General features: G+C 70.6%; 23 protein-coding genes. 10 read left to right on the top strand and 13 right to left on the bottom strand.

What is annotated here, in order from left to right; all coding sequences use genetic code 11:
* Positions 1-19: 19 nt before the first annotated feature.
* From AB0H93_RS13360 to AB0H93_RS13340, 5 genes are all read right to left on the bottom strand, one after another.
* Entirely contained in the window at positions 20-736 is a 717-nt protein-coding gene (locus tag AB0H93_RS13360; protein WP_358571896.1) for an aspartate/glutamate racemase family protein, read from the bottom strand.
* A 23-nt stretch (positions 737-759) separates the two neighbouring features.
* The gene (locus AB0H93_RS13355; protein WP_358571894.1) at positions 760-2,241 is read right to left on the bottom strand and encodes an NCS1 family nucleobase:cation symporter-1; all 1,482 of its coding nucleotides are present in this window, start codon (positions 2,239-2,241) and stop codon (positions 760-762) included.
* A 300-nt stretch (positions 2,242-2,541) separates the two neighbouring features.
* Positions 2,542-3,201, bottom strand: a complete 660-nt coding sequence (locus AB0H93_RS13350; RefSeq protein ID WP_358571892.1) for a GntR family transcriptional regulator — start codon at positions 3,199-3,201, stop codon at positions 2,542-2,544.
* A gap of 47 nt (positions 3,202-3,248) precedes the next feature.
* Positions 3,249-3,998, bottom strand: coding sequence for an ABC transporter permease (locus AB0H93_RS13345; RefSeq protein ID WP_358571890.1), 750 nt, complete (start codon positions 3,996-3,998; stop codon positions 3,249-3,251).
* A 65-nt stretch (positions 3,999-4,063) separates the two neighbouring features.
* Positions 4,064-5,023 carry an ATP-binding cassette domain-containing protein gene (locus AB0H93_RS13340; protein ID WP_358571888.1) on the bottom strand — a complete coding sequence of 320 codons (960 nt, stop codon included), beginning with the start codon at positions 5,021-5,023 and terminating at the stop codon, positions 4,064-4,066.
* Between the two features lie 410 nt (positions 5,024-5,433).
* Between AB0H93_RS13340 and AB0H93_RS13335 the strand changes: the two genes are divergently transcribed.
* Together AB0H93_RS13335 and AB0H93_RS13330 are read left to right on the top strand one after the other, a co-directional pair.
* Positions 5,434-6,012, top strand: coding sequence for an SMI1/KNR4 family protein (locus AB0H93_RS13335; RefSeq protein ID WP_358571886.1), 579 nt, complete (start codon positions 5,434-5,436; stop codon positions 6,010-6,012).
* Positions 6,013-6,085: 73 nt separating this feature from the next.
* The gene (locus AB0H93_RS13330) at positions 6,086-6,748 is read left to right on the top strand and encodes a hypothetical protein (RefSeq protein WP_358571884.1); all 663 of its coding nucleotides are present in this window, start codon (positions 6,086-6,088) and stop codon (positions 6,746-6,748) included.
* A gap of 110 nt (positions 6,749-6,858) precedes the next feature.
* Here AB0H93_RS13330 and AB0H93_RS13325 read toward each other — a convergent pair whose 3' ends face one another.
* A complete protein-coding gene (locus AB0H93_RS13325) occupies positions 6,859-7,437 on the bottom strand; it encodes an XRE family transcriptional regulator (protein WP_358571882.1) in 579 nt (192 codons plus the stop codon).
* Between the two features lie 102 nt (positions 7,438-7,539).
* Between AB0H93_RS13325 and AB0H93_RS13320 the strand changes: the two genes are divergently transcribed.
* Entirely contained in the window at positions 7,540-8,193 is a 654-nt protein-coding gene (locus AB0H93_RS13320) for a class I SAM-dependent methyltransferase (protein ID WP_358571880.1), read from the top strand.
* Between the two features lie 33 nt (positions 8,194-8,226).
* Complete coding sequence (locus tag AB0H93_RS13315; RefSeq protein ID WP_358571878.1) at positions 8,227-8,733, top strand: DinB family protein; 507 nt, start codon at positions 8,227-8,229, stop codon at positions 8,731-8,733.
* A gap of 26 nt (positions 8,734-8,759) precedes the next feature.
* Here the strand turns inward: AB0H93_RS13315 and AB0H93_RS13310 are convergent, their stop codons facing one another.
* From AB0H93_RS13310 to AB0H93_RS13300, 3 genes are read right to left on the bottom strand one after another with little or no spacing between them, the layout of a single operon-like run.
* Positions 8,760-10,007, bottom strand: a complete 1,248-nt coding sequence (locus tag AB0H93_RS13310) for a dihydrolipoamide acetyltransferase family protein (RefSeq protein WP_358571876.1) — start codon at positions 10,005-10,007, stop codon at positions 8,760-8,762.
* Positions 10,004-11,032: an alpha-ketoacid dehydrogenase subunit beta gene (locus tag AB0H93_RS13305; protein ID WP_358571874.1), complete on the bottom strand. Its 1,029-nt coding sequence runs from the start codon at positions 11,030-11,032 to the stop codon at positions 10,004-10,006. The genes AB0H93_RS13310 and AB0H93_RS13305 overlap by 4 nt, the downstream gene beginning before the upstream one ends.
* Positions 11,032-12,057: a thiamine pyrophosphate-dependent dehydrogenase E1 component subunit alpha gene (locus tag AB0H93_RS13300; protein WP_358571984.1), complete on the bottom strand. Its 1,026-nt coding sequence runs from the start codon at positions 12,055-12,057 to the stop codon at positions 11,032-11,034. The genes AB0H93_RS13305 and AB0H93_RS13300 overlap by 1 nt, the downstream gene beginning before the upstream one ends.
* 132 nt (positions 12,058-12,189) lie before the next feature.
* Between AB0H93_RS13300 and AB0H93_RS13295 the strand changes: the two genes are divergently transcribed.
* A complete protein-coding gene (locus AB0H93_RS13295) occupies positions 12,190-12,687 on the top strand; it encodes an Lrp/AsnC family transcriptional regulator (RefSeq protein ID WP_358571871.1) in 498 nt (165 codons plus the stop codon).
* Between the two features lie 30 nt (positions 12,688-12,717).
* Here the strand turns inward: AB0H93_RS13295 and AB0H93_RS13290 are convergent, their stop codons facing one another.
* From AB0H93_RS13290 to AB0H93_RS13280, 3 genes are all read right to left on the bottom strand, one after another.
* A complete protein-coding gene (locus AB0H93_RS13290; protein WP_358571869.1) occupies positions 12,718-13,515 on the bottom strand; it encodes an exodeoxyribonuclease III in 798 nt (265 codons plus the stop codon).
* A gap of 47 nt (positions 13,516-13,562) precedes the next feature.
* Positions 13,563-15,044: a CoA transferase gene (locus AB0H93_RS13285; RefSeq protein WP_358571867.1), complete on the bottom strand. Its 1,482-nt coding sequence runs from the start codon at positions 15,042-15,044 to the stop codon at positions 13,563-13,565.
* A 150-nt stretch (positions 15,045-15,194) separates the two neighbouring features.
* Positions 15,195-15,410, bottom strand: coding sequence for a hypothetical protein (locus AB0H93_RS13280; RefSeq protein ID WP_358571865.1), 216 nt, complete (start codon positions 15,408-15,410; stop codon positions 15,195-15,197).
* A gap of 355 nt (positions 15,411-15,765) precedes the next feature.
* On the opposite strand from AB0H93_RS13280, the gene ligD reads away from it, so the two are divergent.
* From ligD to AB0H93_RS13260, 4 genes are all read left to right on the top strand, one after another.
* The gene (ligD, locus tag AB0H93_RS13275; protein WP_358571863.1) at positions 15,766-16,668 is read left to right on the top strand and encodes a non-homologous end-joining DNA ligase; all 903 of its coding nucleotides are present in this window, start codon (positions 15,766-15,768) and stop codon (positions 16,666-16,668) included.
* A gap of 74 nt (positions 16,669-16,742) precedes the next feature.
* Positions 16,743-17,234: a 2Fe-2S iron-sulfur cluster-binding protein gene (locus AB0H93_RS13270; protein WP_358571861.1), complete on the top strand. Its 492-nt coding sequence runs from the start codon at positions 16,743-16,745 to the stop codon at positions 17,232-17,234.
* Complete coding sequence (locus AB0H93_RS13265; RefSeq protein WP_358571859.1) at positions 17,231-18,217, top strand: xanthine dehydrogenase family protein subunit M; 987 nt, start codon at positions 17,231-17,233, stop codon at positions 18,215-18,217. Before AB0H93_RS13270 ends, AB0H93_RS13265 begins: the two co-directional genes overlap by 4 nt.
* On the top strand, positions 18,214-20,301 hold the full coding sequence (locus AB0H93_RS13260) for a xanthine dehydrogenase family protein molybdopterin-binding subunit (RefSeq protein ID WP_358571857.1): 2,088 nt from the start codon (positions 18,214-18,216) through the stop codon (positions 20,299-20,301). Before AB0H93_RS13265 ends, AB0H93_RS13260 begins: the two co-directional genes overlap by 4 nt.
* Before the next feature lie 173 nt (positions 20,302-20,474).
* On the opposite strand, the gene AB0H93_RS13255 is transcribed toward AB0H93_RS13260, so the two are convergent.
* Positions 20,475-21,572, bottom strand: coding sequence for a helix-turn-helix transcriptional regulator (locus AB0H93_RS13255; protein WP_358571855.1), 1,098 nt, complete (start codon positions 21,570-21,572; stop codon positions 20,475-20,477).
* Between the two features lie 425 nt (positions 21,573-21,997).
* On the opposite strand from AB0H93_RS13255, the gene AB0H93_RS13250 reads away from it, so the two are divergent.
* Positions 21,998-22,159 carry a hypothetical protein gene (locus tag AB0H93_RS13250; RefSeq protein ID WP_358571853.1) on the top strand — a complete coding sequence of 54 codons (162 nt, stop codon included), beginning with the start codon at positions 21,998-22,000 and terminating at the stop codon, positions 22,157-22,159.
* Positions 22,160-22,435: the final 276 nt, after the last annotated feature.

Raw genomic sequence — 22,435 nt, 5'->3', positions numbered from 1 at the left:
GCGGTGGACAGGCGGGCGCTCACCCCAGCGGCCAGCCCTTGAGGGGCTTGGGCTGCGGCGTGGGGTAGGCGCGCTTGGAGGTGGTGAGGTTCTGGTTCACCAGGGCCTCCGCCAGGCTCACCGCCGCGGCGACCCCGTCGACGACCGGGACGCCGACCTCCGCCTCGACCCGCTCCGCGAGGCCCGCCATTCCGGCGCAGCCGAGCAGGATCACGTCGGCGCCGTCGTCCTCAACCGCCAGCCGCGCCTCCTCGACGATGCGCGTGGCGGCCCGGTCCTCGTCGGCCTCCAGCTCCAGCACCGGGATCTCGGCGGCGCGCAGCGCCGCGCACCGGCCAGTCAGGCCGATCAGCTGGAGGCGGTCGTGGATCTGGCCGAGCGTGCGGCGCAGCGAGGTGACCACCGCGTAGCGGCGGCCGATCAGGCACGCCGTGTGCGCGGCGGCCTCGGTGATGTCGACGACCGGCACGTCGAACAGCTCCGCGAGCCCTTCCTTGCCGTGCTCGCCGAAGCCCGCCAGCACCACCGCGTCGAAGGGTTCTTCGAGCCGGCTGACGCGGTCCATCACCGCCACCGCCGCCAAGTAGCTCTCGAAGTTGCCCTCCACCGAGCCGGCCCCGAAATCCGGTGTCACCGCGATGATCTCGGTGGTGTCGGAGGCGACTTTCACGGCCTGCTGCCGGATTGCCTCGGTGACCGCCTCGGTCGTGTTGACGTTGGCGACGACGATCCTCATGTTTCCCCTCACGGACTAGCTGTTCACTCGGCGGCCACGGCGATGGCTTCGCCGTCGACGTCGTGGAATTCCGGCTTGCGATCGCCGATGACGGCGTAGATGGCCGCGCCGAGGATCGCCCCGACGAACCAGGAGAACCCGGCGACGACCTCGAAGACGGGCACCAGCGCCACGACGACCGAGATCGCGGCGGCGGGCACGAATGCCCAGACCGCCTTGGGGTTGTAGCCGTTGCGGTAGTGGTACTCGCCGTCCGGGTTCTCGGTGTAGAGGTCCGGGATGTTGACGCGGGCCTTCCGCAGCAGCCAGTAGTCCGCCATGATCACGCCGAAGATCGGGCCGAGCAGCGCGCCGAGGCCGCCGAGGAAGTAGTTCACCACGACGGGGTTGTCGTAGAGGTTCCACGGCAGGATGACGAGGCCGATGACGGCGCTGACCAACCCGGCCCGGCGGAAGTTCAGCTTCTGCGGGAAGAGGTTCACGAGCACGTAGATCGGCGCCACGAAGTTCGCCATCAGGTTCACCGCGATCGTCAGGATGATCAGCGCGACCGAGGCGCTCGCGAGCAGGATCAGGTTGGGGATCGTCTGCACGATGTCGGTCGGGCTGGTGATCACCCGGCCGTCCAGCTTGAACTGCGCGCCGCTGAGGACGACGACGATGCCGGCGAAGAAGAGCATGTTCACCGGGATCCCGATCAGGTTCCCGCCGATGATCGACTTCCGGCTCTTGGCCGAGCGCGTGAAGTCGCAGAAGTTCAGCACGAAGGTCCCGTAGATCACGACCCAGAGCGCGGCGCCCTGCAGGATCTGCAGCCACATCGCCCCGCCGGTCAGCGGCTGCGAGGTGGAGATCGAGATGGAACCGCCGGCGCGGACGAACATCCAGATCGCCAGCGCGCACATCGTGATGAGGGTGGTCGGCGCGGCGATCGCCATGTACTTGCGGATCACGTGCATGCCGTAGCTGACGATGAGGACCTGGACGGCCCACAGCGCGAGGAAGGTGATCCAGCCGAGCGTCGAAAGGCCCAGCGCGGACGTCGTCTCCAGCACCTGCAGCCTGGGGAACATGGCCACCAGGAGGGCGTTGAGCACGGCGGACGCGAGGTAGGTCTGGATGCCGAACCAGGCGATCGCGACGATGCCGCGGACGGCGGCCGGGATCCGCGCGCCCTTGGTGCCGAACGCGATGCGGCTCATGACGGGGAAGGGCACGCCGGTCTTGTGGCCCATGTAGCCGGACAGCGTCAGGAGCAGGAACAACAGCACCGAGGCCAGCACGAAAGCCAGTAGAATGCCCCATACGCTCAGCCCCAGCGCGAACAGGCCGATGGCGAAGGCGTAGTTGCCGAGGCTGTGCACGTCATTGGCCCAGAGCGTGAAGACGTTGTAGGCGCCCCAGCGGCGCCCCTCCTTCTTCGTCGGGGCGAGGTCGTAGCTGTACAGAGCGGTGCTGGCGGAGCCGGGCGGATCCGTGGCAGTTCGGTCGTCCGTCGCGGTCATAAGGCTGCTCCCGGGTTTCCACATTGAAACATTCGGCTACCTTGAATTTCCTATTTATTCCACGATGTGGAAGTATAAGAATATGTATACGTAAGGTAGGCCCGACCGGACCACCGGTCAAGAGTTGGTCGGGGTCGTTCGTATACCGAAATCTTCGCCGGGTCCGGTTTTCCCGGCAAACGCACCGGATCCCCCGTGCCGTTGTGGCACAAGGGATCCGGTGTGCGGAAATCTCCAACAGCGAAGCCGGCGCGGGGCGAACGCCGTTGCGGCGCGTTCCGTCGAGGCCGGAGCGGCCGGTCAGAAGAGCATGCGTTCCAGGACCATCTGGCGGCTGGACAGGACGTGCTGCTTCGCCACCTCCGCGGCGCGGTCCGCGTCGCCGGCGGCGATCGCGGCCTGGAGCGCCTCGTGCTCGGTGCAGACCCGCTCGGGTTCGAGGTTCATCCGGAACAGCCAGGCCAGCCGGCTGTGCAGCGGCTCCAGCATCGACGCCAGCAGTTCGTTGCCCGCGAGCCCGACGAGCGCGTCGTGGAAGGTGGCGTTGGCGTCGGACATCGCGTTGACGTCACCGGCCTCGTGCGCCTCGCGCGCTTTGCGGGCCAAGTCGGCCAGCTGCGCCACTTCCTCGGTCTCGGCGCGCTCGGAGGCCAGCCGGGCGGCGTAGACCTCCAGCGCCTCGCGGACCTCGAACAGCTCCTTGACCTGCTGGCGGTCCAGGCCGCGGACGAACACGCCCCGGCGGCGCGGCAGCACGTCGACGAACCCTTCGCTCTGCAGCATCCGGATCGCCTCGCGCACCGGAACCCGGGAGATCCCGAGCTCGGCGGCGAGTTCCTGCTCGAAGATCCGGTCACCGGGGCGCAGCCGGCCATCGGCGATGCGGTCCTGCAGTTCCCTGCGCACCTGATCGCGCAGGGGGACGCGGGTATCCGCGGTTTGCTCACCGGTGACCGACACGGCTCCTCCTCCTGGGTCGCGCTGCCCCCAGCCTAGGCGAGGCGGGTTCAGATGCCGCGCTTCATGGCGCGCGTTCCCAGCCACAGGCCCGCGGCGGCGATGACGCCCGCCGCGATGATCCCGTATGGCACCGACGGGTCCGCGAGCTGCCCGGAGAACAGCGCCCGCTCGGCGTCGGCGATGTGCGAAACCGGGTTGAACCGCGCGATGACCTGCAGCCACGCCGGGCCGAAGTCCATCGGCAGCAGCACCCCGGACAGCAGCAGCAACGGGAACAGCACGAGCTGCGTGATCGCGTAGAACAGCTCGCCGCCGGGGTGCGAGGCGATCGCCAGCACGAACGACAGCGCGCCGAGCCCGACGCCGAACACCAGCAGCAGGGCCAGCCCGGCGAGCACGCCGGTGGGGTGCAGCTGGAAGCCCAGCGGCACGGACAGGGCGATGAGCAGCACCGCCTGCACCAGCAGCAGGGCGAACTCCTTCAGCGTTCGGCCCACGAGCATCGCCGAGCGGTTCAGCGGCGTCACCAGCATCCGCTCCAGCGAGCCGCCGCCGAGCTCGACCAGCAGGTTGTAGCCGGCCATCATCGGGCCGAACAGGCACATCATCACGAGGATGCCCGGCACGAACCACTGCCACGGCGCGGCGTCGAACCCGGAGGTGCCGGCCAGCAGCGGCCCGAAGAAGAACAGGAACAGCACCGGCTGCGCCATGCTGAACAGGATCACCATCGGCTCGCGCAGCGCCGGGGTGAACTCCCGGGCGAAAACCGTTGCGGTGTCGCGGAAGAATTGCATCGATCGGTCCTTTCTGCGGTTCAGGGGTCGTGAGTGCGCAAGCCGGTGAGAGCCGGAGCCGGCGCTCACGACTCGGCTTCGCCTTCGCGGAGGCTCCGGCCGGTGAGCGCGAGGAAGACGTCGTCCAAGGTGGGGCGCGCGGTTTCGGCGGCGATCGCCTTGATCCCGGCCTCCTCGAAGGCGCGCAGGTATTCCGGCAGCGCGGTGTCGGCGCGGGGCACCCGGACCTGGACCGACTGGCCGTCGACGGTGACGGCGTCCGGGGAAGCGAGCCGGGCCGCGGTCTCGGCCGCCGGTGCCGCGTCCGCGTGGGCGACGGTGACGACGATGCGGTCGCCGGCGAGGTCGGCCTTGAGCTGTTCGGCCGTGCCGTCGGCGATGACCCGGCCGTGGTCGACGATCACCACCCGCTCGGCCATGCTGTCGGCCTCGTCGAGGTAGTGCGTGGTGAACAGCAGCGTCGTGCGGTGTTCTTCGCGCAGCCGCAGCACGTGCTCCCAGATGTTGGCCCGGCTGTGCGGGTCGAGGCCGGTGGACGGCTCGTCCAGGAACAGCAGGGCCGGGCGGTTGACCAGGCCCATCGCGATGTCGAGGCGGCGGCGTTGCCCGCCGGAGAGCGTGCCCGGCTTGCGGGCCGCCAGCGGGGTCAGGTCGAGCAGGTCGAGGACCTCGTCGGCGCGGCGCCGGGCGTCGTGGCGGGTCAGGCCGTAGCTGCGGCCCTGGGTGATCAGCTCGTCGCGGGCGCGGAAGTTCTCGCCTGCGCTGCTCCGCTGGCCGACGTAACCGATGCGGGCGCGCACCGCGGCGGGGGAGGCGATGATGTCGTGCCCCGCGACGGTGGCCGTTCCGGACGTGGGCGGCAGCAGCGTGGTGAGCATCCGCAGGCTGGTCGACTTGCCGGCGCCGTTCGGCCCGAGGAAGGCGACCAGCTGGCCGGGCTCGACGTCGAGGTCCAGGCCGCGCACGGCGTCGACCGGCCGGCGTTTGACGGTGAACCGGCGGGTCAGGCCGCGGGCGTGGATCATCAATGGCTCCTTCTGCACGGTTGCCCTGGAAATGGGCATGACGAAGAAACCCCGGTTCGGGGATTTCGGGCGAGATGACCGATCCTGGCGCGCGGTGGGGCGGCGGTCAAACGTGAACGGCACTTTCATGTTTGCTCTGACCTGCTAAAACGTCGCGGTCGGTGCGCCCGGCTGAGGCGCGGCGTGCGGCCGATTTCGCTGGTCGGCGGCCATTTCTGGAATTTCCCGAAGGAATTCAGCTGTGAACCCGAGGTTCACGGCTCTGCCCGGGTTTGCGAATCGGGTCCTGCCGCCTCATGGGGTCCGTGTCGATGCCTGAACGCGCAGTGCTGCTCAAGTCCCGGCCCAGATGGGGTGTTTTGTGCGATTTCCTGGCCGAACCCGATGTCGAACCGGTGTTAGAGGAGCAGATGAGCGGCATTGATGAGAGCACTCCCGCGTTGACGACGCCGCAGGAGTGGCGCGACTACCTGCGCGAGTACAACGAGCTGTACCTGCGGACCGAGGGCGAATACCAGCGTGTCGACCTGGGCTCCGAGCAGGAGGCCGCGCGCTGGATGGGGCACGAGCCGGCCACCGAGGAGGTCGTGCTGGCGGCCGAGCGGCGGCTCGGCGTCCGGTTCCCGCCGAGCTATCGCGCCTTCCTGCTGGCCAGCGACGGGTGGGATGGCGTAGGTGGGTGGATCGAGCTCATCTGGTCGTGCGAACGCATTCCCTGGATGCGCGACACCCGCGGGGGCGCGGACCTCATCGACCTCTACGGCGAGGATCCGGACGACGAGTACGCGGTCCTGTTCCGGCGGGCGCTGGACGTCGCGGAAGGCGAGGACTTCTGGTTCCTCGATCCTGACGATGTCGGCCCGGAGGGCGAGTGGGCCGCCTACCTGTTCGAGCCGAAGTACGGGGAACTGAAGAAGTTCGCCGGCTTCGCCGAGCTGTTCCGCGCCAGCCGACGGCTCATGGAGGAGTTCGCCGAGGACGACCACTGATCCCGCGGCGGTCCGGTTGTAAACCTTGGGTTCACACTGGTACTGTGAACCCAAGGTTTACAAGGAGGTCGGAATGTCGACGGAAGAGGCCGAGCGGTTGGTGCGGCAGATCGCGGACGCGGTGCCGGTCGAGGCGATCGATCCGGGCCCGAAGGGCAGCGACTTCGGCGACGAGCAGGAGCGCCGGGTGGCCGCGTTGGGCAGGCTCCGCGCGGCGCTGGAGGCGGAGGAGCTGATGGCCGAAGCGGCGGGGCGCACCGTTTCCGCCGCGGCGGCGGAAACGGTGTGGCTCGGCGCGAGCCTGGCGGACCTGAGCACGGTCACCGGCAGGTCCCGGCAGGCGGCCCGCAAGCGGTGGCCGGAGCTGGGCGGCATCTACCGGCGCCGCAAGTGGCTCGGCGACCACGTCGAGGACATCACCTACATGGCGGGCCTGCTGGCGTCCCGCGCCGACGACCTGGTGCCCGGGCGCGGCCAAGGCACGTTCATGAAGCTGATCCGGCAACTGCGCGAGGGACTGCGCCGCAGCGAGGACGACTTCGCCCAGGACACCCGGGAGAGCGCGGACCCGGCGGCGCGCTGGCGGGCGCTCGACGACCTGGTGAACGTGACGCTGCGCGAAATCATCGAAACGGCGGGAAAGCCGGCAACCCCGGAAGCGGACTTCGCCCTCCACGGAGCCCGCGGAGTACTCGGCTACTACGACCACGCCACAGCCGAATCCCCGGAGTCCTGACCCGCCCGGCGCGGCAGGAACCTCCCGATTCCAGGCGAGAGCGGAGGTTCCTGCCGAGCTCCGGCGGGCCGCGATCGGGCGGCGTTACCGGCGCCACTGCGCGGGCGGGTTCACGGGGTGCGCGGCCGGACGTGGACGTGTTCGCCTTGCAGCCCGAACAGGATGAGCAGTTCGACCGCGCGCCCGTCGGCCGACCCCAGCCAGTGCGGCAGCGTGGTGTCGAACTCCGCGGCCTCGCCCGGCGGAAGGATCAGGTCCTGCTCGCCCACCACCAGCCGCAACCGTCCATTGAGGACGTAGAGCCACTCGTACCCGCTGTGGGTCTGCGGGGTGGGTTCGGCCGGCTCGGTGCGGCTCGGGATGAGCATCTTGTACGCGTGCACCCCGCCGGGCCTGCGGGTGAGCGGGATGAAGGTCATGCCGTGGCGGTGGATCGGGTGCAGATGGATCCGCGGGTCACCGGTACGGGGAGCGCCGACGAGGTCGTCGAGCGGGACGTCGTAGGCGCGGGCCAGCGGTAGCAGCAGCTCCAGGTTCGCCCGCCGCCGCCCGCTTTCCAGGCGGGACAGGGTGCTCTCCGAGATCCCGGTCTTCGCCGCGAGTTCGGCCAGGGTGCTGCCGCGTTGCCGGCGCAGCGCGCGCAGCCGTGGCCCGACCGCGTCCAGCACGTCCTCTATTTCCTCGCTCATGCCCCCAGTCTTGCCGGTTCGGCAAGGTTCCGTGCAATCGGTGTCGGTCGCGCGTGAAGGTGGTTGCCGTACCCGATGACCGGCACGAGGGAGAAACCGACAATGGGCCAGGATTCCACCGGCACGACGCTGGGCGCCGACGCCGCCCGCTTCTGGGACGAGCTCTACCGCGATCCCCGGCCTGCCCAGACCGGCCGGGCGAATCCCGTGCTGGCCGAGATCGCCGGGGGCCTCACCCCGGGCACCGCCCTGGACCTGGGCTGCGGGGCCGGCGGTGACGCGCTCTGGCTGGCCGGTCGCGGGTGGCGGGTGACCGCGGTCGACATTTCCGCCAACGCCGTGCGTCGCCTCGCCGAGAACGCCCAGGCACGCGGCCTGGACGCGATGATGTCCGTGGAATGCGTCGACCTGGCGGAGGACTTCCCCGCGGGCAGCTTCGACCTGGTGTCCGCCCAGTACTTCCAGACGCCGTTCGCGTTGCCCAGGGCCCGAGTTCTGCGCACCGCCGCGCACGCGCTGCGCCTGGGCGGGCGGCTCGTGGTCGTCGACCACGGCTCCACGGCGCCCTGGACCTGGAACCAGGACCCCGGGATCCACTACCCCACGCCGGACGAGGTGTCCGCCGAGCTCACCCTCGACCCGGCTCGGTGGCGCGTCGAGCGCGCGGACATGCCCCGGCGGCACGCGACGGGACCGGGCGGCCAGACCGCGACCGTCGTCGACAACGTGCTGGTCATCCGCCGGACGGCGGCCTGATCTTCCGCCCCGCCCCGATCTGAGAGGACGACCATGCCGCAGATGCACCGCCCCGCCAAGCACCGTCGCGACGCCGGCCCCCCGAAGACCGGGCCAGGGGAGAAGGACGTGCTGCTGGGTTTCCTCGACTACCTGCGCGACTCGGTGATCGCCAAGACGCACGGCGTCCCGGAACCGCAGGTCCGCACGCCCGGCGTGGCGTCGGGAACGAACCTGCTCGGCCTCGTCAAGCACCTCACCCACGTCGAACGCCACTGGTTGCTCGGCGATCCGGTCACCGACTGGGCAGCGACGTTCCGCCCGGAACCGGACGAAAGCGCCGACGAAATCCTCCTCGCCTACCGGGAAACCACAGCCCGCGCGAACGAGGCGATCGCCGCCTGCCGCGACCTCGCCGCGGCCGGACCGCGCCCGGGCGGGCGGCCCGGCCCGGCACCGTCCCTGCGCTGGGCCCTCGCCCACCTGATCGAGGAAACCGGGCGCCACGCCGGGCACGCCGACATCCTGCGCGAACTCATCGACGGCGCCACCGGACGCTGACCCGCCCGAGTCGATCGGTGGGGTGGTCAGAGGTCGGCGAGGGCCGTGATCGGGTTTTCGGCGCAGTCCGCGATGTAGCGGAGGAAGCCTCCTGCCGTTGCTCCGTCGCAGACCCGGTGGTCGAACGTCAGGGACAGCTGGGTCACCTTCCGGAGGGCGAGTTCCCCCTGGTGCGCCCAGGGTTTGTCGATGATCCTGCCGATGCCCAGGATCGCCGCCTCCGGGTGGTTGATGATCGGGGTGGAGCCGTCCACGCCGAACACGCCGTAGTTGTTGAGCGTGAACGTGCCGCCCGTGAGGTGCTTGGGTTCGAGATCTCCCGCGCGGGCCAGTACGGTGCGGTGCGCGATCGCTTCGGAGAGCTGCGCCGTGCTCATCTCGTGGGCGTCGCGGACCACCGGGACCATCAGGCCGCGCGGTGTTTGCGCGGCGAAGCCGAGGTTGATGTGCCGGAACTGGACGATCTCGCCGCGTTCGGTGTCCACCGAGGCGTTGAGCTCCGGGAACCGCCGCAGGCCCGCCACGCAGAAGCGGGCGATCAGCGACAGCAGGCTGATGTCCGCGCGCTCCTTGAGCAGCGCGCGGGCCTCCAGCAGGCGGGTCGCGTCCACGTCCACCCACGTGCTGGCGTCCGGGATCTCCCGGCGACTGCGGGCCAGCTTGTCGGCGACGGCGCCGCGGAGGCCGCGCAGCGGCGTGCGGATCTCGCCGTCCCGCTGGGGCGGTTCGGGGCGCGCCGCGTAGTCCACGTCGCGGCGCAGGATGACACCGCTCGGACCGGTGCCGACCACATTGGACAGATCGACGCCGTGCTGCTTGGCGAGCCGGCGCACGATCGGCGAGAGCACGCGCGGAGCGCCGTTCGGGCTCGGCGCGGCCGACGCGATCTGAGGCTCCGCGCTTCGCAGCGTGCGCGACGTGGTGTGCGCCCGGCGGCGTCGGCGGGTGGCCGTTCCGCCGGTTCCGTAGCCGACGAGCACGTTGCCCGAACCGGCCCGCTCCTCGGTGCGGTGCTGTTCGTGCGGCGAGTCGTCGCACGCGATGGTCGTCAGCGGCGCGCCCACGGCCAGCACGTCGCCGGCGGCGCCGTGCAACGTCACGACCACGCCCGCGTGCGGGCAGGGCACGTCGACGACCGCCTTGGCGGTCTCCACCTCGACGACGACCTGGTCCGCCTCGACCCGGTCGCCGACCTCGACGTGCCAGCGGACGATCTCCGCCTCGGTCAGGCCCTCCCCGAGGTCGGGCAGCGCGAACTCCGCGGAGCGCGTCATGCGGCGTCCTCCTGGCCCCGGGCTCCGCCGAGCCACTTCGCGTCCGGTTGGTCGTCCCACTGCAGCCGGTCCAGCGCGTCGAGCACCCGGTCGACGCCCGGCAGGTGCACGTGCTCCAGCTTCGGCGGCGGGTACGGCACGTCGAAGCCCGCGACGCGCAGCACCGGCGCGGCCAGCGAGTGGAAGCAGCGCTCCTGCACTCGCGCGGCGATTTCCGCTGCCACACCGGCGAATCCGGGAGCCTCCTGGAGCACCACGCAACGCCCGGTGCTGCGGACGGCTTCGGTGATCGTCTCGTCGTCGAAGGGCACCAGGCTGCGCGCGTCCACGACCTGGACGTCCCAGCCCTCTTCCTCGGCCGCCGTAGCGGCTTCCATGGCCAGCGGCACGCCGGGGCCGTAGGCGATCAGCGTGGCGTCGCGGCCCGGCCGGCGGATCGCGGCGCGCCCGATCGGCTCCGCCTTCGCCGGCAGCTCGATGTCCTGTTTGGACCAGTAGAGCTTCTTCGCTTCCAGGAACACCACCGGATCGGGATCGTCGATGGCCTCGCGCAGCATCGAGTAGGCGTCCGCGGCGGTCGCCGGCGCGACGACCTTGAGGCCCGGGGTGTGCGCGTAGTAGGCCTCGCTGGAGTCGCAGTGGTGTTCCACGCCGCCGATGCCGCCCGCGAACGGCACCCGGATGACGATCGGCATGCCGACCGCGCCGCGCGTCCGGTTGCGCATCTTCGCGATGTGCGAGACGACCTGCTCGAACGCGGGGAAGGCGAAGGCGTCGAACTGCATCTCCACCACCGGGCGGAAGCCGGCCATCGCCATGCCCACCGCGAACCCGGCGATGCCCGATTCGGCCAGCGGCGTGTCGAAGCAGCGGTCCTCGCCGAACTCGGCCTGCAGGCCGTCGGTGATCCGGAAGACGCCGCCGAGCCGCCCGACGTCCTCGCCGAAGACCACCACGCGCTCGTCCTCGGCGATGGCGTCGCGGAGCGCGGCGTTGAGCGCCTGCGCCATGCTGGTCGGTGCCATTACAGCGCCTCCTGTTCGGTCCGGAGTTGGGCGAGCTGCTCGGTCAACTGCGGGGTCGGTTCGGCGTAGACGTGCCGGAAGAGGTCCTCGGGATCGACCGCGGGCTCCTGCTGCATGCGGGTGCGCACCTGGACGGCGAACTCCTCGGCCTCCGCGGCGATCCGCTCCACCGCCGCGTCGTCGAGGTGGCCGCCCGCGCGCAGGTGGCGCTCCAGGAGGCCGATCGGGTCCCGCTGCTGCCAGTGCTCGACCTCCCCGGGCGGCCGGTACCGCGACGCGTCGTCGGCATTGGTGTGCGCTTCCATCCGGTAGGTGTGCGCCTCGACGAGGAACGGGCCGTTCCCGGCGCGGGCGTGCGCCACCGCACTGTCCAAAACGGACAGGACCGCCGCGGCGTCGTTGCCGTCGACCTGCTCGCTGCGCACCCCGTAGCCGATTCCCTTGTGCGCCAACGAAGGCGCGACCGACTGCTTGGCGAGCGGGACGCTGATGGCGTACCCGTTGTTCTGCACGAAGAAGACCACCGGCGCGCGGAAGACCGCGGCGAAGTTGAGCGCCTCGTGGAAGTCGCCCTCGCTCGTGGCGCCGTCGCCGAGCAGCGCCATCGCCACGGTGTCGTTGCCCTTGCGGGACTCGCCGTGGGCCAGCCCGACCGCGTGGAGCGTCTGGGTGGCCAGCGGCGTGCACTGCGCCGCGGTGCGGGTCGCCGGGACGTCGTACCCGCAGTGCCAATCCCCGCGCAGCAGCGTCAGCACCTCGACCGGGTCGATGCCGCGCGCCACCAGCGAGACCGAATCGCGGTAGGTCGGGAACAGCCAGTCGTCGGCGCCGATGCTCAGCACCGCGCCGACCTGGCAGGCCTCCTGGCCGCGCGAGGACGGGTACACCGCCAGCCGCCCCTGCTTGGTGAGCGTGGTGGCCTGCGCGTCGAACCGGCGGCCGAGCACCATCGCCCGGTACGCCTCCAGCAGCCGGGCGGGCTCCGGCATCGGGTACTTCGGATCGGGCTGCTCCAGCAACCGCACCGGGCTGCTCGACGGAAGCCATTCCACGGCCGTAACCTCCTCAGGACGACTGGCTTGAGATGTTCGGCCAGGTCGGTCACGTGATACAAGTCATGGCCGGATAATCGGAACGAACGGCATCGAGGAAGCAACATGGCCGACCAAACGTCCATCGGGATCGATTCGCGGGGCGGCCGGTCCGGACGATCGGCACCGGCGCTGGACGAGATCGACGCGCGGATCGTCGAGGAGCTGGGCCGCGACGGGCGGATGTCCGTCCGCACCTTGGCGGAGCGCGTGAGCATCTCCCGCACCAACGCGCACAGCCGCGTGGAGCGGCTGATCTCCAGCGGGGTGATCACGGGTTTCCACGCGCGGGTCGACCCGGTCAAGGTGGGCCGGGGCACGGCGGCCCTCATCGGCCTGTCCATCGAGCAGGGCGCCTGGCCCGAGGTGTCCCGGCGGCTGGCCGCGACCAGCGGCGTCGAGCACGTGGCGCTGGTGGCCGGGGACTTCGACTTCGTGGTGCGGGTCCGGACCGAGGACAACCTGTCGCTGCGGAACCTGGTCTTCGACCACATCCAGTCGCTGCCCGGGGTCCGGAACTGCCACACCTGGCTGATCTTCGACGAGTTCGAACCCGAGCGGTGAAATCGCGCGTCCGCCCGGTGGCGGCGCGCGTCAGAGGTCGAGGTCGACGACCACCGGGGTGTGGTCCGAGGTGCCCTTGCCCTTGCGGGCCTCGCGGTCGACGTAGGAGTCGGCGACCGCCCCGGTGAAGCGCTCGTTGCCGTAGACCAGGTCGATGCGCATGCCCTGGTTGTTCGGGAAGCGCAGCTGGCGGTAGTCCCAGTAGGTGAACGGGACGTCGTACTTCAGCGCCCGCGGGTAGACCTCGGCGAGGCCGGTCTCGGCGAGCGCGGCGAGCGCCTTGCGCTCGTCCTCGGTGACGTGGGTGCTGCCCTCGAAGGCCGCGATGTCCCAGACGTCGGCGTCGGTCGGGGCGATGTTGAAGTCGCCGAGCACGGCGAACGGCCGGTCGGCGGCCAGCTCCTCGATGGCGGTGGCGCGCAGCGCGTCGAGCCACCGCAGCTTGTAGGCGTAGTGCGGGTGCCCGACCTCGCGGCCGTTCGGGACGTACACCGACCACACCCGCACGCCGCCGCACGTCGCGCCGATCGCCCTGGGCTCCTGGGTCTCGAACATCGCGCCGTCGGCCTGGAAGCCCGGCTCGTCGAGCAGCCCGCGGCGCACCTCGTCGATGCCGACCCGGGACAGCACCGCCACGCCGTTCCAGCGCCCGGTGCCGTGCGCGGCGACCTCGTAGCCGAGCTCGCCGACCTCGTCGACGGGGAAGGCGTCGGCGGCGCACTTGAGCTCCTGGACGCACAGCACGTCCGGTTCGGCCTTGCCCAGCCAGTCGAGCAGCTTGGGCAACCGGGCGCCGACGGAGTTGACGTTCCAGGTAGCGATCCGCATGCCCGAACCCTGTCACACCACCCCGTCGCCGGCGGCGAGGGGCACGGTCAGCGGGGGAGCCACTCGGGGCGGCTGGCACCGCGGGGGAGCAGGACGTGCCGGTAGGCGCCCGGGGTTTCCGACATGCGGACCTGGTCGGTGACGCCCTGGTAGCGGCCGAGGGGCGTGTCGGCGGTGAAGGTCTCCGGGTCCAGGTAGGCGTGCTCCTCGCCGGTGCCCGCGACGGCGTGGGCGTAGTCGCGGTCGAAGATGCCCATGCTCAGGATCCACAGGGCGGCCCGGGTCAGGGAGACGTGCACGCGGTAGCTGCCGCCCTCGGTGGCGCGGCGGATGAGCGCCTGGCCGACGCCGAGCGCGAGCAGCCACGACACGATGTAGTCGTTGACCACCAGGATCGGCGGCAGCGCCGGCGTCTCGCCGTCGCCTTCGAGGTTCATCATCCCCACCAGGCTGCCCGCGGACTGGTCGAAGCCGACCCGCTGCGCCCACGGCCCGGCGCTGCCGTTGAGCATCGCGGTGGCGTGGATGATGCCCGGGCGGGTGGCGGCCGCCTCCTCCGGCGACAGCCCGATCGACTCCAGGTAGCCGGGCCGCCGGTTGGCGTAGAACACGTCGGCGCCGGCGAGCAGCCGCCGGATCAGCGCGGCGCCCTCCGCCCGGTACGGGTCCACTGTGGCCGATCGGACGCCGACGTTGGCGGTGATGTAGGTGGTGTCGTGCTCGAGTTCGCCGGGGCGCCAGATGTTGAGCGCGTCCGCGCCGTGCAGCGCCAGCGCGCGTCCGACGCCGGCCCCGGCGATCACGTGCCCCATGCCCAGCGCGCGGACGCCGTCCAGCGGCGCGCTGCCGGGGCGGAACGGTTCGGGGTCGCTCTCGCCGATCTTGGTGACCTCGATCAGCGGCATGTCGGCGAAGAAGTCGCGGTACTGGACCTCGGCGAGCAGCTCCGCCGGGCTGCGCAGCATCGGCATGACCACGCCAGCGGCCTCGCCCGCCTCCTCCAGGTCGCGGGCCCGCCAGCCGGCGATGGCGCGGCCCACCGCCGCCGCGTCGTCCGGCACGCCCAGCAGCTTCTGCGCCCCCACCTTGAGCTTCGGGTACGGGTTGAGCGGCATGACCCACCGGTCGTCGGCGGTGCGGTAGAAGGCGAAGCCCAGCGCGTTGCTCGGGTTCGCCGGGCTCGCGCCGGGATAACCGTTGAGCAGCTCCCACCGGCGGTCGTAGAACGGGCACAGCCGGTGCGGGGCCGTGCGCAGGTCCACCGAGATGTCCTGGCCGCGCCCGCCGCGCAGCTGCCAGATCTTGGCCATCACGACCGACTTGGCGGCCAGCGCGATGCCCGCGGCCCCGCCCAGCCGCAGCGGGCTCGGCACCACCGGGTCCGCGCCGAGGAAGGAGACGCGCCCGCCGGAGTCCGCCGGGGCCAGCCCGACGCCGGCCAGCAGGTCGGCGAGCTCGGCGTTCGGATCGAAGGCGTCGTCGGTGGCGGGGGCGGCGATCGCCTTGCTGATTCGCTCGGTGAGGGACACGGTTCCTCCTGGACTGGTGCCGCGCGGAATTCCTTATGCAGGCTAACTATTCGCCACGGGCTCGGCTGGACCGATTCGCGAACGCGGCGTGACCGCGGCGGTCACGCCGCGTGATCGGAGGAGGTTCCACTGAGGACTGGGGCGGCGACGTCAGCGGAGCATGTTGTGCTCGCCCGCGTACTGGTAGCGCCACACGCCGTCCGCGCGCCGGTCGTGCCGGTCGTAGCGGGCGCAGGGCGCTTCGCCGTCGCGCGGGGACGGGAAGGTGAACTGGCCGAGGGGTAAATCCGTGTCCGGCGCGGGGATGATGAACGAGCGGCCGTCTTCGGGGCCGCCGATCAGTTCGGCGTGCACGTGCTGCTGCATAGGTCTTCTCCCGGGCTCGGCCCCAGTCGGTTCTCGCCCCATAGGACCAAATGCGGCGGCCTGAAGTTCCACACTTCACCCGATCGTCTCAATGAGAGGCCGCTGCCCGGTCAACGGACATCGCGCGAACGGCCGTACCCGCCATCCGATTGTTCGGGCCGCCCGCCGGGTACGCGGACGACATGGCCGAGAACGACCTGGCGACCTACCGCCGCGAACGCGACCTCGCGGGGAGCCCGCCGGCGGCGAGCCGGGGGAGCGGCCCCGGTTCGTCGACCGGCGGGGCAATCCGGTCGGCACGCAGCCGGGGCCGGTGCTCACCGGCCGGGCCAGCGACGAGCTGCGGTGACGGCCGGTGACCGCGCTGGTGGAGGTCGACGGGCGGCGGATCGAACTGTCCAACCCGGACAAGGTCCTCTACCCCGACGACGGGTATCGGAAACGGGATGTAATCGAATACTTCCGCTCCGTAGCGGAGGTGATGATCGAGCACACCCGCGGCAAGCCGATGACGCTGCGCCGGTTCCCGGACGGCATCGGCTCCGGCGGGTTCTTCCAGAAGGAGGCTTCGAACCACTTCCCGGACTGGGTGCGAGTGGCGGCCGTGCCGCAGCGGGGCGAGCCGGGCACGGTGCACCACGTCGTCGTCGACGACGCGCCGACCCTGCTCTACCTGGCCGGTCAGGCGTGCCTTGAGTTCCACATCGGACTGTCCACGGTGGATGACCTGGACCGGCCGGTCCTCGCCGTGCTGGATCTCGATCCGCCCGAGGGGGCGGATCTGCCGGAGCTCCGCGCGGTGGTGCGGCGGATGTGCGAGCGGTTCCGGGACGTCGGTCTGTCGCCGCACGTGCAGGCCACCGGCGGCAAGGGGTTCCACGTCGCCGCCGCGCTGCGCGGCGAGCGGGGCTTCGACGAGGTCCGGGCCGCCATCCGGGAGCTCGCCGAGCAGGCCGCGCGCGACGAGCCGGACCGGCTGACCGTCGAACAGCGGAAGGACAAGCGGGGGAACCGGATCTTCTTGGACACCAACCGCAACGCCTACGGCCAGACGATGATCGCGCCCTACTCGCTGCGCGCCCGCCCGGGCGCCCCGGCCGCCACCCCGCTGGACCTCGACGAGCTCGGCCGGGCCGCGCCCCGGTCCTACGGCCTGGCGAACATGGCGCGGCGGCTGGCGCAGAAGACCGACCCCTGGGCCGGCCTGGAGGACGGGCGATCCGCCAGCGACTTTCCGCATCCCGGCAACCCCGGTTGAGCTGCCCCAGAGTGGCGTGAGTGACTCGGCGGCCTCCCGGGTACGCCTGTCGCACAGGTTCGAGGGGAGGGACCGTGGAAGCCGAGATCACCCTCGTCGTGGACGGGACCGAGCACCGGTTCACCGTCGACACGCGCATGACCGTGCTCGACGCCCTGCGGGAAGCGCTGGGGATCACCAGCGCGAAGAAGGGCTGCGATCACGGCCAGTGCGGTGCGTGCACCCTGCTGATGGGCGACCGCCGGGTAAACAGCTGCCTGATGCTCGCGGTGGCCTTCGACGGCGCGGAGTTCCGCACCGCCGACGGCCTCGTCGGCGCCGACCTGCACCCGGTGCAGCGGGCGTTCATCGAGCACGATGCGTTCCAGTGCGGGTACTGCACGCCCGGCCAGGTGTGCTCCGCCGTCGGTGTGCTGCGCGAGATGCGCGACGGGGAGCCGAGTGCGGTCACCGCGGACGGCGCCGGGCTGGCCGACGAGATCCGCGAGCGGATGAGCGGGAACCTGTGCCGCTGCGGTGCGTACGCCAACATCGTCCCGGCCATCGCGGAGGTGGCGCAGCGATGAAGCCGTTCCGCTACCAGCGCGCCGCCGACGTCGCGACCGCGGTGGACACCCTCTCCGCGACGCCCACCGCCGCGTTCCTGGCCGGCGGCACCAACCTGGTGGACCTCATGAAGCTGGAGGTCGAGCAGCCGGACGTGCTGGTGGACGTCCGGCGGCTGACCTCCGGCCGGATCGAGCAGCACCCCGAGTTCGTGCGCATCGGCGCCGCGGTCACCAACACCGCGCTGGCGGTCGATCCGGTGATCCGCGAGCGCTTCCCGATGCTTTCGCAGGCGGTGCTCGCGGGCGCCTCCGGCCAGCTGCGCAACCTCGCGACGACGGGCGGGAACCTGTTGCAGCGCACCAGATGCGTCTACTTCCAGGACGTGACGACGCCGTGCAACAAGCGGGAGCCCGGGACGGGGTGCCCGGCGCGGGAGGGCTTCCACCGCGAGCATGCGATCCTCGGCACGTCCGAAGCGTGCGTCGCCACGCACCCGTCCGACATGGCGGTGGCGATGGTCGCGCTCGACGCGGTGGTGAACACCCAGGGGCCGCACGGGCAGCGGGCGATCCCGCTGGTCGGGCTGCACCGGCTGCCCGGCGACGAACCCGAGCGGGACACCGTCCTGGAGCACGGCGAACTGATCACCTCGATCGACATCCCGTCGCTGGGCTTCGCGGCGAACTCCCGGTACCGAAAGGCCCGCGACCGCGCGTCGTACGCGTTCGCGCTGGTGTCGGTGGCCGCCGCCGCGGACGTCGCCGACGGCGAGCTGCGCGACGTCCGGCTGGCGTTGGGCGGCGTCGCCCACAAGCCGTGGCGGGCGACGCGGGCCGAGATGGTGTTGCGCGGAGCCGCTGCGACGGAGGAGAAGTTCCGGGAGGCCGCCGATGCGGAGCTCGCCGACGCGCGGCCGCTGCCCGGCAACGAGTTCAAGATCCCGTTGACGCGCAACATGATCGTCGACGTCCTCGCCGAGCTCGCGGAGGTGCGGCGATGACCGCCACCACCAGCCTGATCGGCGCGCCCGTCGACCGCATCGAAGGCGACGAGAAGGTCCGGGGCGCCGCGCTGTACGCGGCGGAGCACCCGGTCCAGCGGCCGGTGCACGTGTTCCCGCTGCAGTCGGACATCGCGCTGGGGCGGATCACCGGCATGGACACCGCGGCGGCGATGCGCGAACCCGGCGTGCTGGGCGTGCTGACCCACGAGAACGCGCCCCGGTTGGCCTCGACCAAGGACGCCGAACTGGCGATCCTGCAGTCGCCCGAGGTCGCCTTCCGCGGGCAGTTCATCGGCGCGGTGCTCGCCGAGACGGCGGAGGCCGCCCGGCGGGCGGCGAACCTGGTGCGGCCGAGCTACGAGACGCGCGCCCACGACGTCTCCCTCCACCCCGCCCGGACCGACCTGGTCAAGCCCGGCGAGGTCAACGGCGGCTTCCCGACCGACACCGACGACGGCGACGTGGACGGCGCGCTGGCCACCGCGGCGGTGGTCGTCGACGCCACCTACACCACGCCGCAGGAGCACAACAACCCGCTGGAACCGCACGCCACCATCGCGATGTGGACCGACGACGAGCTCACCCTCTACGACTCCACGCAGGGCGTGCACTGGGTGCGCGACACGATCGCGGCGCTGTTCGGCATGGAACCGCGCCGGATCCACGTGGTCTGCCCGCACACCGGCGGCGGCTTCGGCTCCAAGGGGCTGCCGCACGCGCACGTGGTGCTGGCCGCGATGGCCGCGCAGCTCGTCGCCCCGCGACCGGCGAAGCTCGTCCTGACCCGCCAGCAGATGTTCTCGGTGGTCGGCTACCGCACCGGCACCATCCAGCGGATCCGGCTCGGCTGCGAGGCATCCGGAGTGCTGACCGCGATCAGCCACGACGTCGTCGAGCAGACTTCTCGGATCAAGGAGTTCGCCGAGCAGACCGCCGTGCCCACGCGCGTCATGTACGCCGCGCCGAACCGCCGCACCACGCACCGGCTGGCCGAGCTCGACGTGCCGGTGCCGTCGTGGATGCGCGCGCCCGGCGAGGCGCCGGGCATGTTCGGCCTGGAGGTCGCCATGGACGAGATGGCGATCGCCTGCGGCCTGGATCCCGTCGAGTTCCGCATCCGCAACGAGCCGGACACCGATCCCGAGACCGGCCGGCCGTTCTCCAGCCGGAACCTGGTCGCCTGCCTGCGCGAGGGAGCGCGGCGGTTCGGCTGGGCCGGGCGCGATCCGGCGCCGCGCGCGCACCGCGGCGGGCCGTGGCTGGTCGGCACCGGGGTGGCCGCCTCGACGTACCCGGTGTTCAGCATGCCGGGCTCGCGGGCCACCATCCAGGCCCGGCCGGACGGCCGCTACCGGGTGCTCATCGGCGCCGCCGACATCGGCACCGGCGCGTGGACCGCGCTCACCCAGATCGCGGCCGACGCGCTGGGCGTCGGGATGTCCGAGGTGGCGCTGAGCATCGGCGACACCGACCTGCCCTACGCCACCGGTGCGGGCGGGTCGACCGGCATCCTGTGCTGGGGTTCGGCCATCGTGGACGCGGCCCGCCGGCTGCGCGCCGAGCTGCCGGCCGGGGAACCGGTCCCGGACGAGGGCGTGGAGGTCACCGGGGCACTGCCGGACAACCCGTACGCCGGGCAGATGTCCATGCACAGCTTCGGCGCGCAGTTCGCGGAGGTCCGGGTGCACACCGCGACCGGGGAGCTCCGGGTGCCGCGGCTGCTCGGGATCTTCGCGGTCGGCCGGATGATCAACGCCAAGACCGGGCGCTCGCAACTGCTGGGCGGGATGACCATGGGGCTGTCCATGGCGCTGCACGAGCACAGCGTGGTCGACCCCCGGTTCGGGCACGTGGTCAACCACGACTTCGCGGAGTACCACATCCCGGTCAACGCCGACATCGGCGACATCGAGGCGGACTGGATCGACGAGCACGACCCGTACGTGAACCCGATGGGCGCCAAGGGGATCGGCGAGCTCGGCATCGTGGGAACGGCGGCGGCGATCGCCAACGCGGCCCACCACGCCACCGGCATCCGCGTCCGGGACCTGCCGATCACCCTGGATCGGTTCCTGTCCTGACGCGCAGGCCTCGTGAGTACTTTGGGCTGCTATAGGGGTGTCCTTTTGTTTCACTACGATTGGCCTGCTAAAGCAGGGGAGTTGTTGGAACGCCGAGCAGACGATTGCCAAGGCTGTATTTCAAGTGCTACCGCCTAGTTCTGCACGTACCGCGTGTTGGTCCGAGTAGATAGTCAGAGCATTTGTCGTACCGCGAAGAGCCGGTCGTCGGTTCTGACCGACGGCATGGCTGCGGCGTAGCGCTGCGCCCGCTCGATAGCGTCGCGGGCGGCGTCCAGATCGCCGGTTCTCGCGTGGGATTCAGCTAGCCACGAAAGGTAAAGCGCTACCTCCCGGGCGTGATCGGGTGGGTAGTTCGCGACAGCGTTCGACAGGAGTGGTTCGGCATCATTGGGTCGGCCCAGCTCGATCATGCACCGACCCGCCATGACATCGATCTCGGATCGGTTGAGCCAGTAGACCCACTCCGGCTCGGCCCCATCGCCGGCTCGTCGTTCGTACGAGTCGTTCACGGCATCCAGCGCCCGCCACGTACCACTGATGTCCTTGGCCTTGACCGAAGCCCACGCAACGCGTTCGAGCAGCAGTGCACGAACCACGGGCGTAGCCCCATCAGCACCCTTCACAGCAGTCCTGGCCAAGAGTGCCGCATCGCGCGGGTTTCCGACGTTCGAGACCTGATAGCTCAGGCTCGACAACAACTGAGCCCCAAGAACGCGATCGGAGGCCTCACCGGCCGCCCCCACACCGGAGATGTACAGCCGCTGCGCCTCGGCATACCGGCCCGCATCACTGGCGATCCAACCAGCGAGCTGAGCCAGTTCCGCAACGGCCGTGAACAGACGCCGACCCACCGATTCCGAAAAGTTCGCCGACCGCACCAGCCTGTCGGCTTCCCTCAGTTCCTTCGACACCGCGGGCAAGAGATCCCGGCTGCTCACCACGTCATCAAGATGGCGGAGCTCGATCACGCGGGTCTCGAGCTCCTCCGCGAGGGAATCACCGACCCGTCGACCAGAGCGGAACTGAACGGCAATCGGCGACTCCGAAACAAGCCACTCGTGGGCGATTCGCAACGGGTCGCCCGGGGCGGGCTGCAACGGCACGCCGAGTACCTGTTCGTAGGCGTCCACCACGTCCGGCGCCACCGACCGCTTCCCGGTTTCGACCATGCTCAAGTACGACTTGGCGAAGTGTGTGCGCTGCGCCATCCGGGACAAGCTCAGTCCCGCAGCAGCGCGGGCAGCCCGCAAGTCCGCACCCGTCGTCATCAGCTCCACCCCGCTGTGAACACCTGTGAACAGCCGAACCCTACTGCTCACTGTCCGTGCCCCCGAAACTACTTACAGGCAGTCCTCGCTGATCGTCGCACTTCCCGCCCCCCTCCGGAAGTGCTCCCCCGGCCGATCGGCGGGGACTGCCGCACCAACCAAAGCGACACAACAGCACCAACGAATGGGAACCCCATGACGACGACGCAGACATGGCTGCGCTACTTCTGGCGACCAGTTCCGGACGACACGAGTTCCTACGGCCTGGTTCGCCATGCGTTCCTCGGCACCAGCACGGACACAGGCCCGTCTGCGACATCCGTCTGCGGCGAGGGGTTCGCTCTCGCGACGCCATCCGAATTCGACTGGATCCATGCCCCGACCTGCTCACGTTGCAACCAGGCCCTGAAGGAGATGAAGGGCCCATGAGCCCCTTGCGCTGGCCCGATGGCACACCCGTTGCCCCCGAGCCGAACACCACACCTTCCGCTGAAGATCACCTCTGGTTGATCAACCAGTCGATTGACTGGCCCCCGATCAACGAGGGCATGCGGGATCGAATCATGCAGCGCATTCAAACGCTCTAAAGGACCGGCTCGAATGTTGCCCGGCCACAAGCCGTGCGGCGGGCCAGCTGGCGCCAGTCGCTGCCGACTCCGCCCAAGTGTCCACACGGCCCCATGAGCCAAGCGGTTATGAGCCAAGCGGTTGTGCCAAGCGGTATGTTGCCGAATTTCTCTCTAATAGATCAAGGGGCGCCGCCAAGGCGGCGCCCCGGCACCCCGGACAGCCGCTTGGACGGACGCCTGAATGGAAGGTCTATGACGCGTTATAAAATCGTCTAGCTTGAACCACGGGCCTGG

Origin of the sequence: Saccharopolyspora sp. NPDC050642 (genome assembly GCF_040654735.1) — a bacterium.
Lineage (GTDB): Bacteria > Actinomycetota > Actinomycetes > Mycobacteriales > Pseudonocardiaceae > Saccharopolyspora > Saccharopolyspora elongata.
Note: the sequence above shows the minus strand (reverse complement) of the source record. Positions and strands in the feature narration are given on the sequence as shown.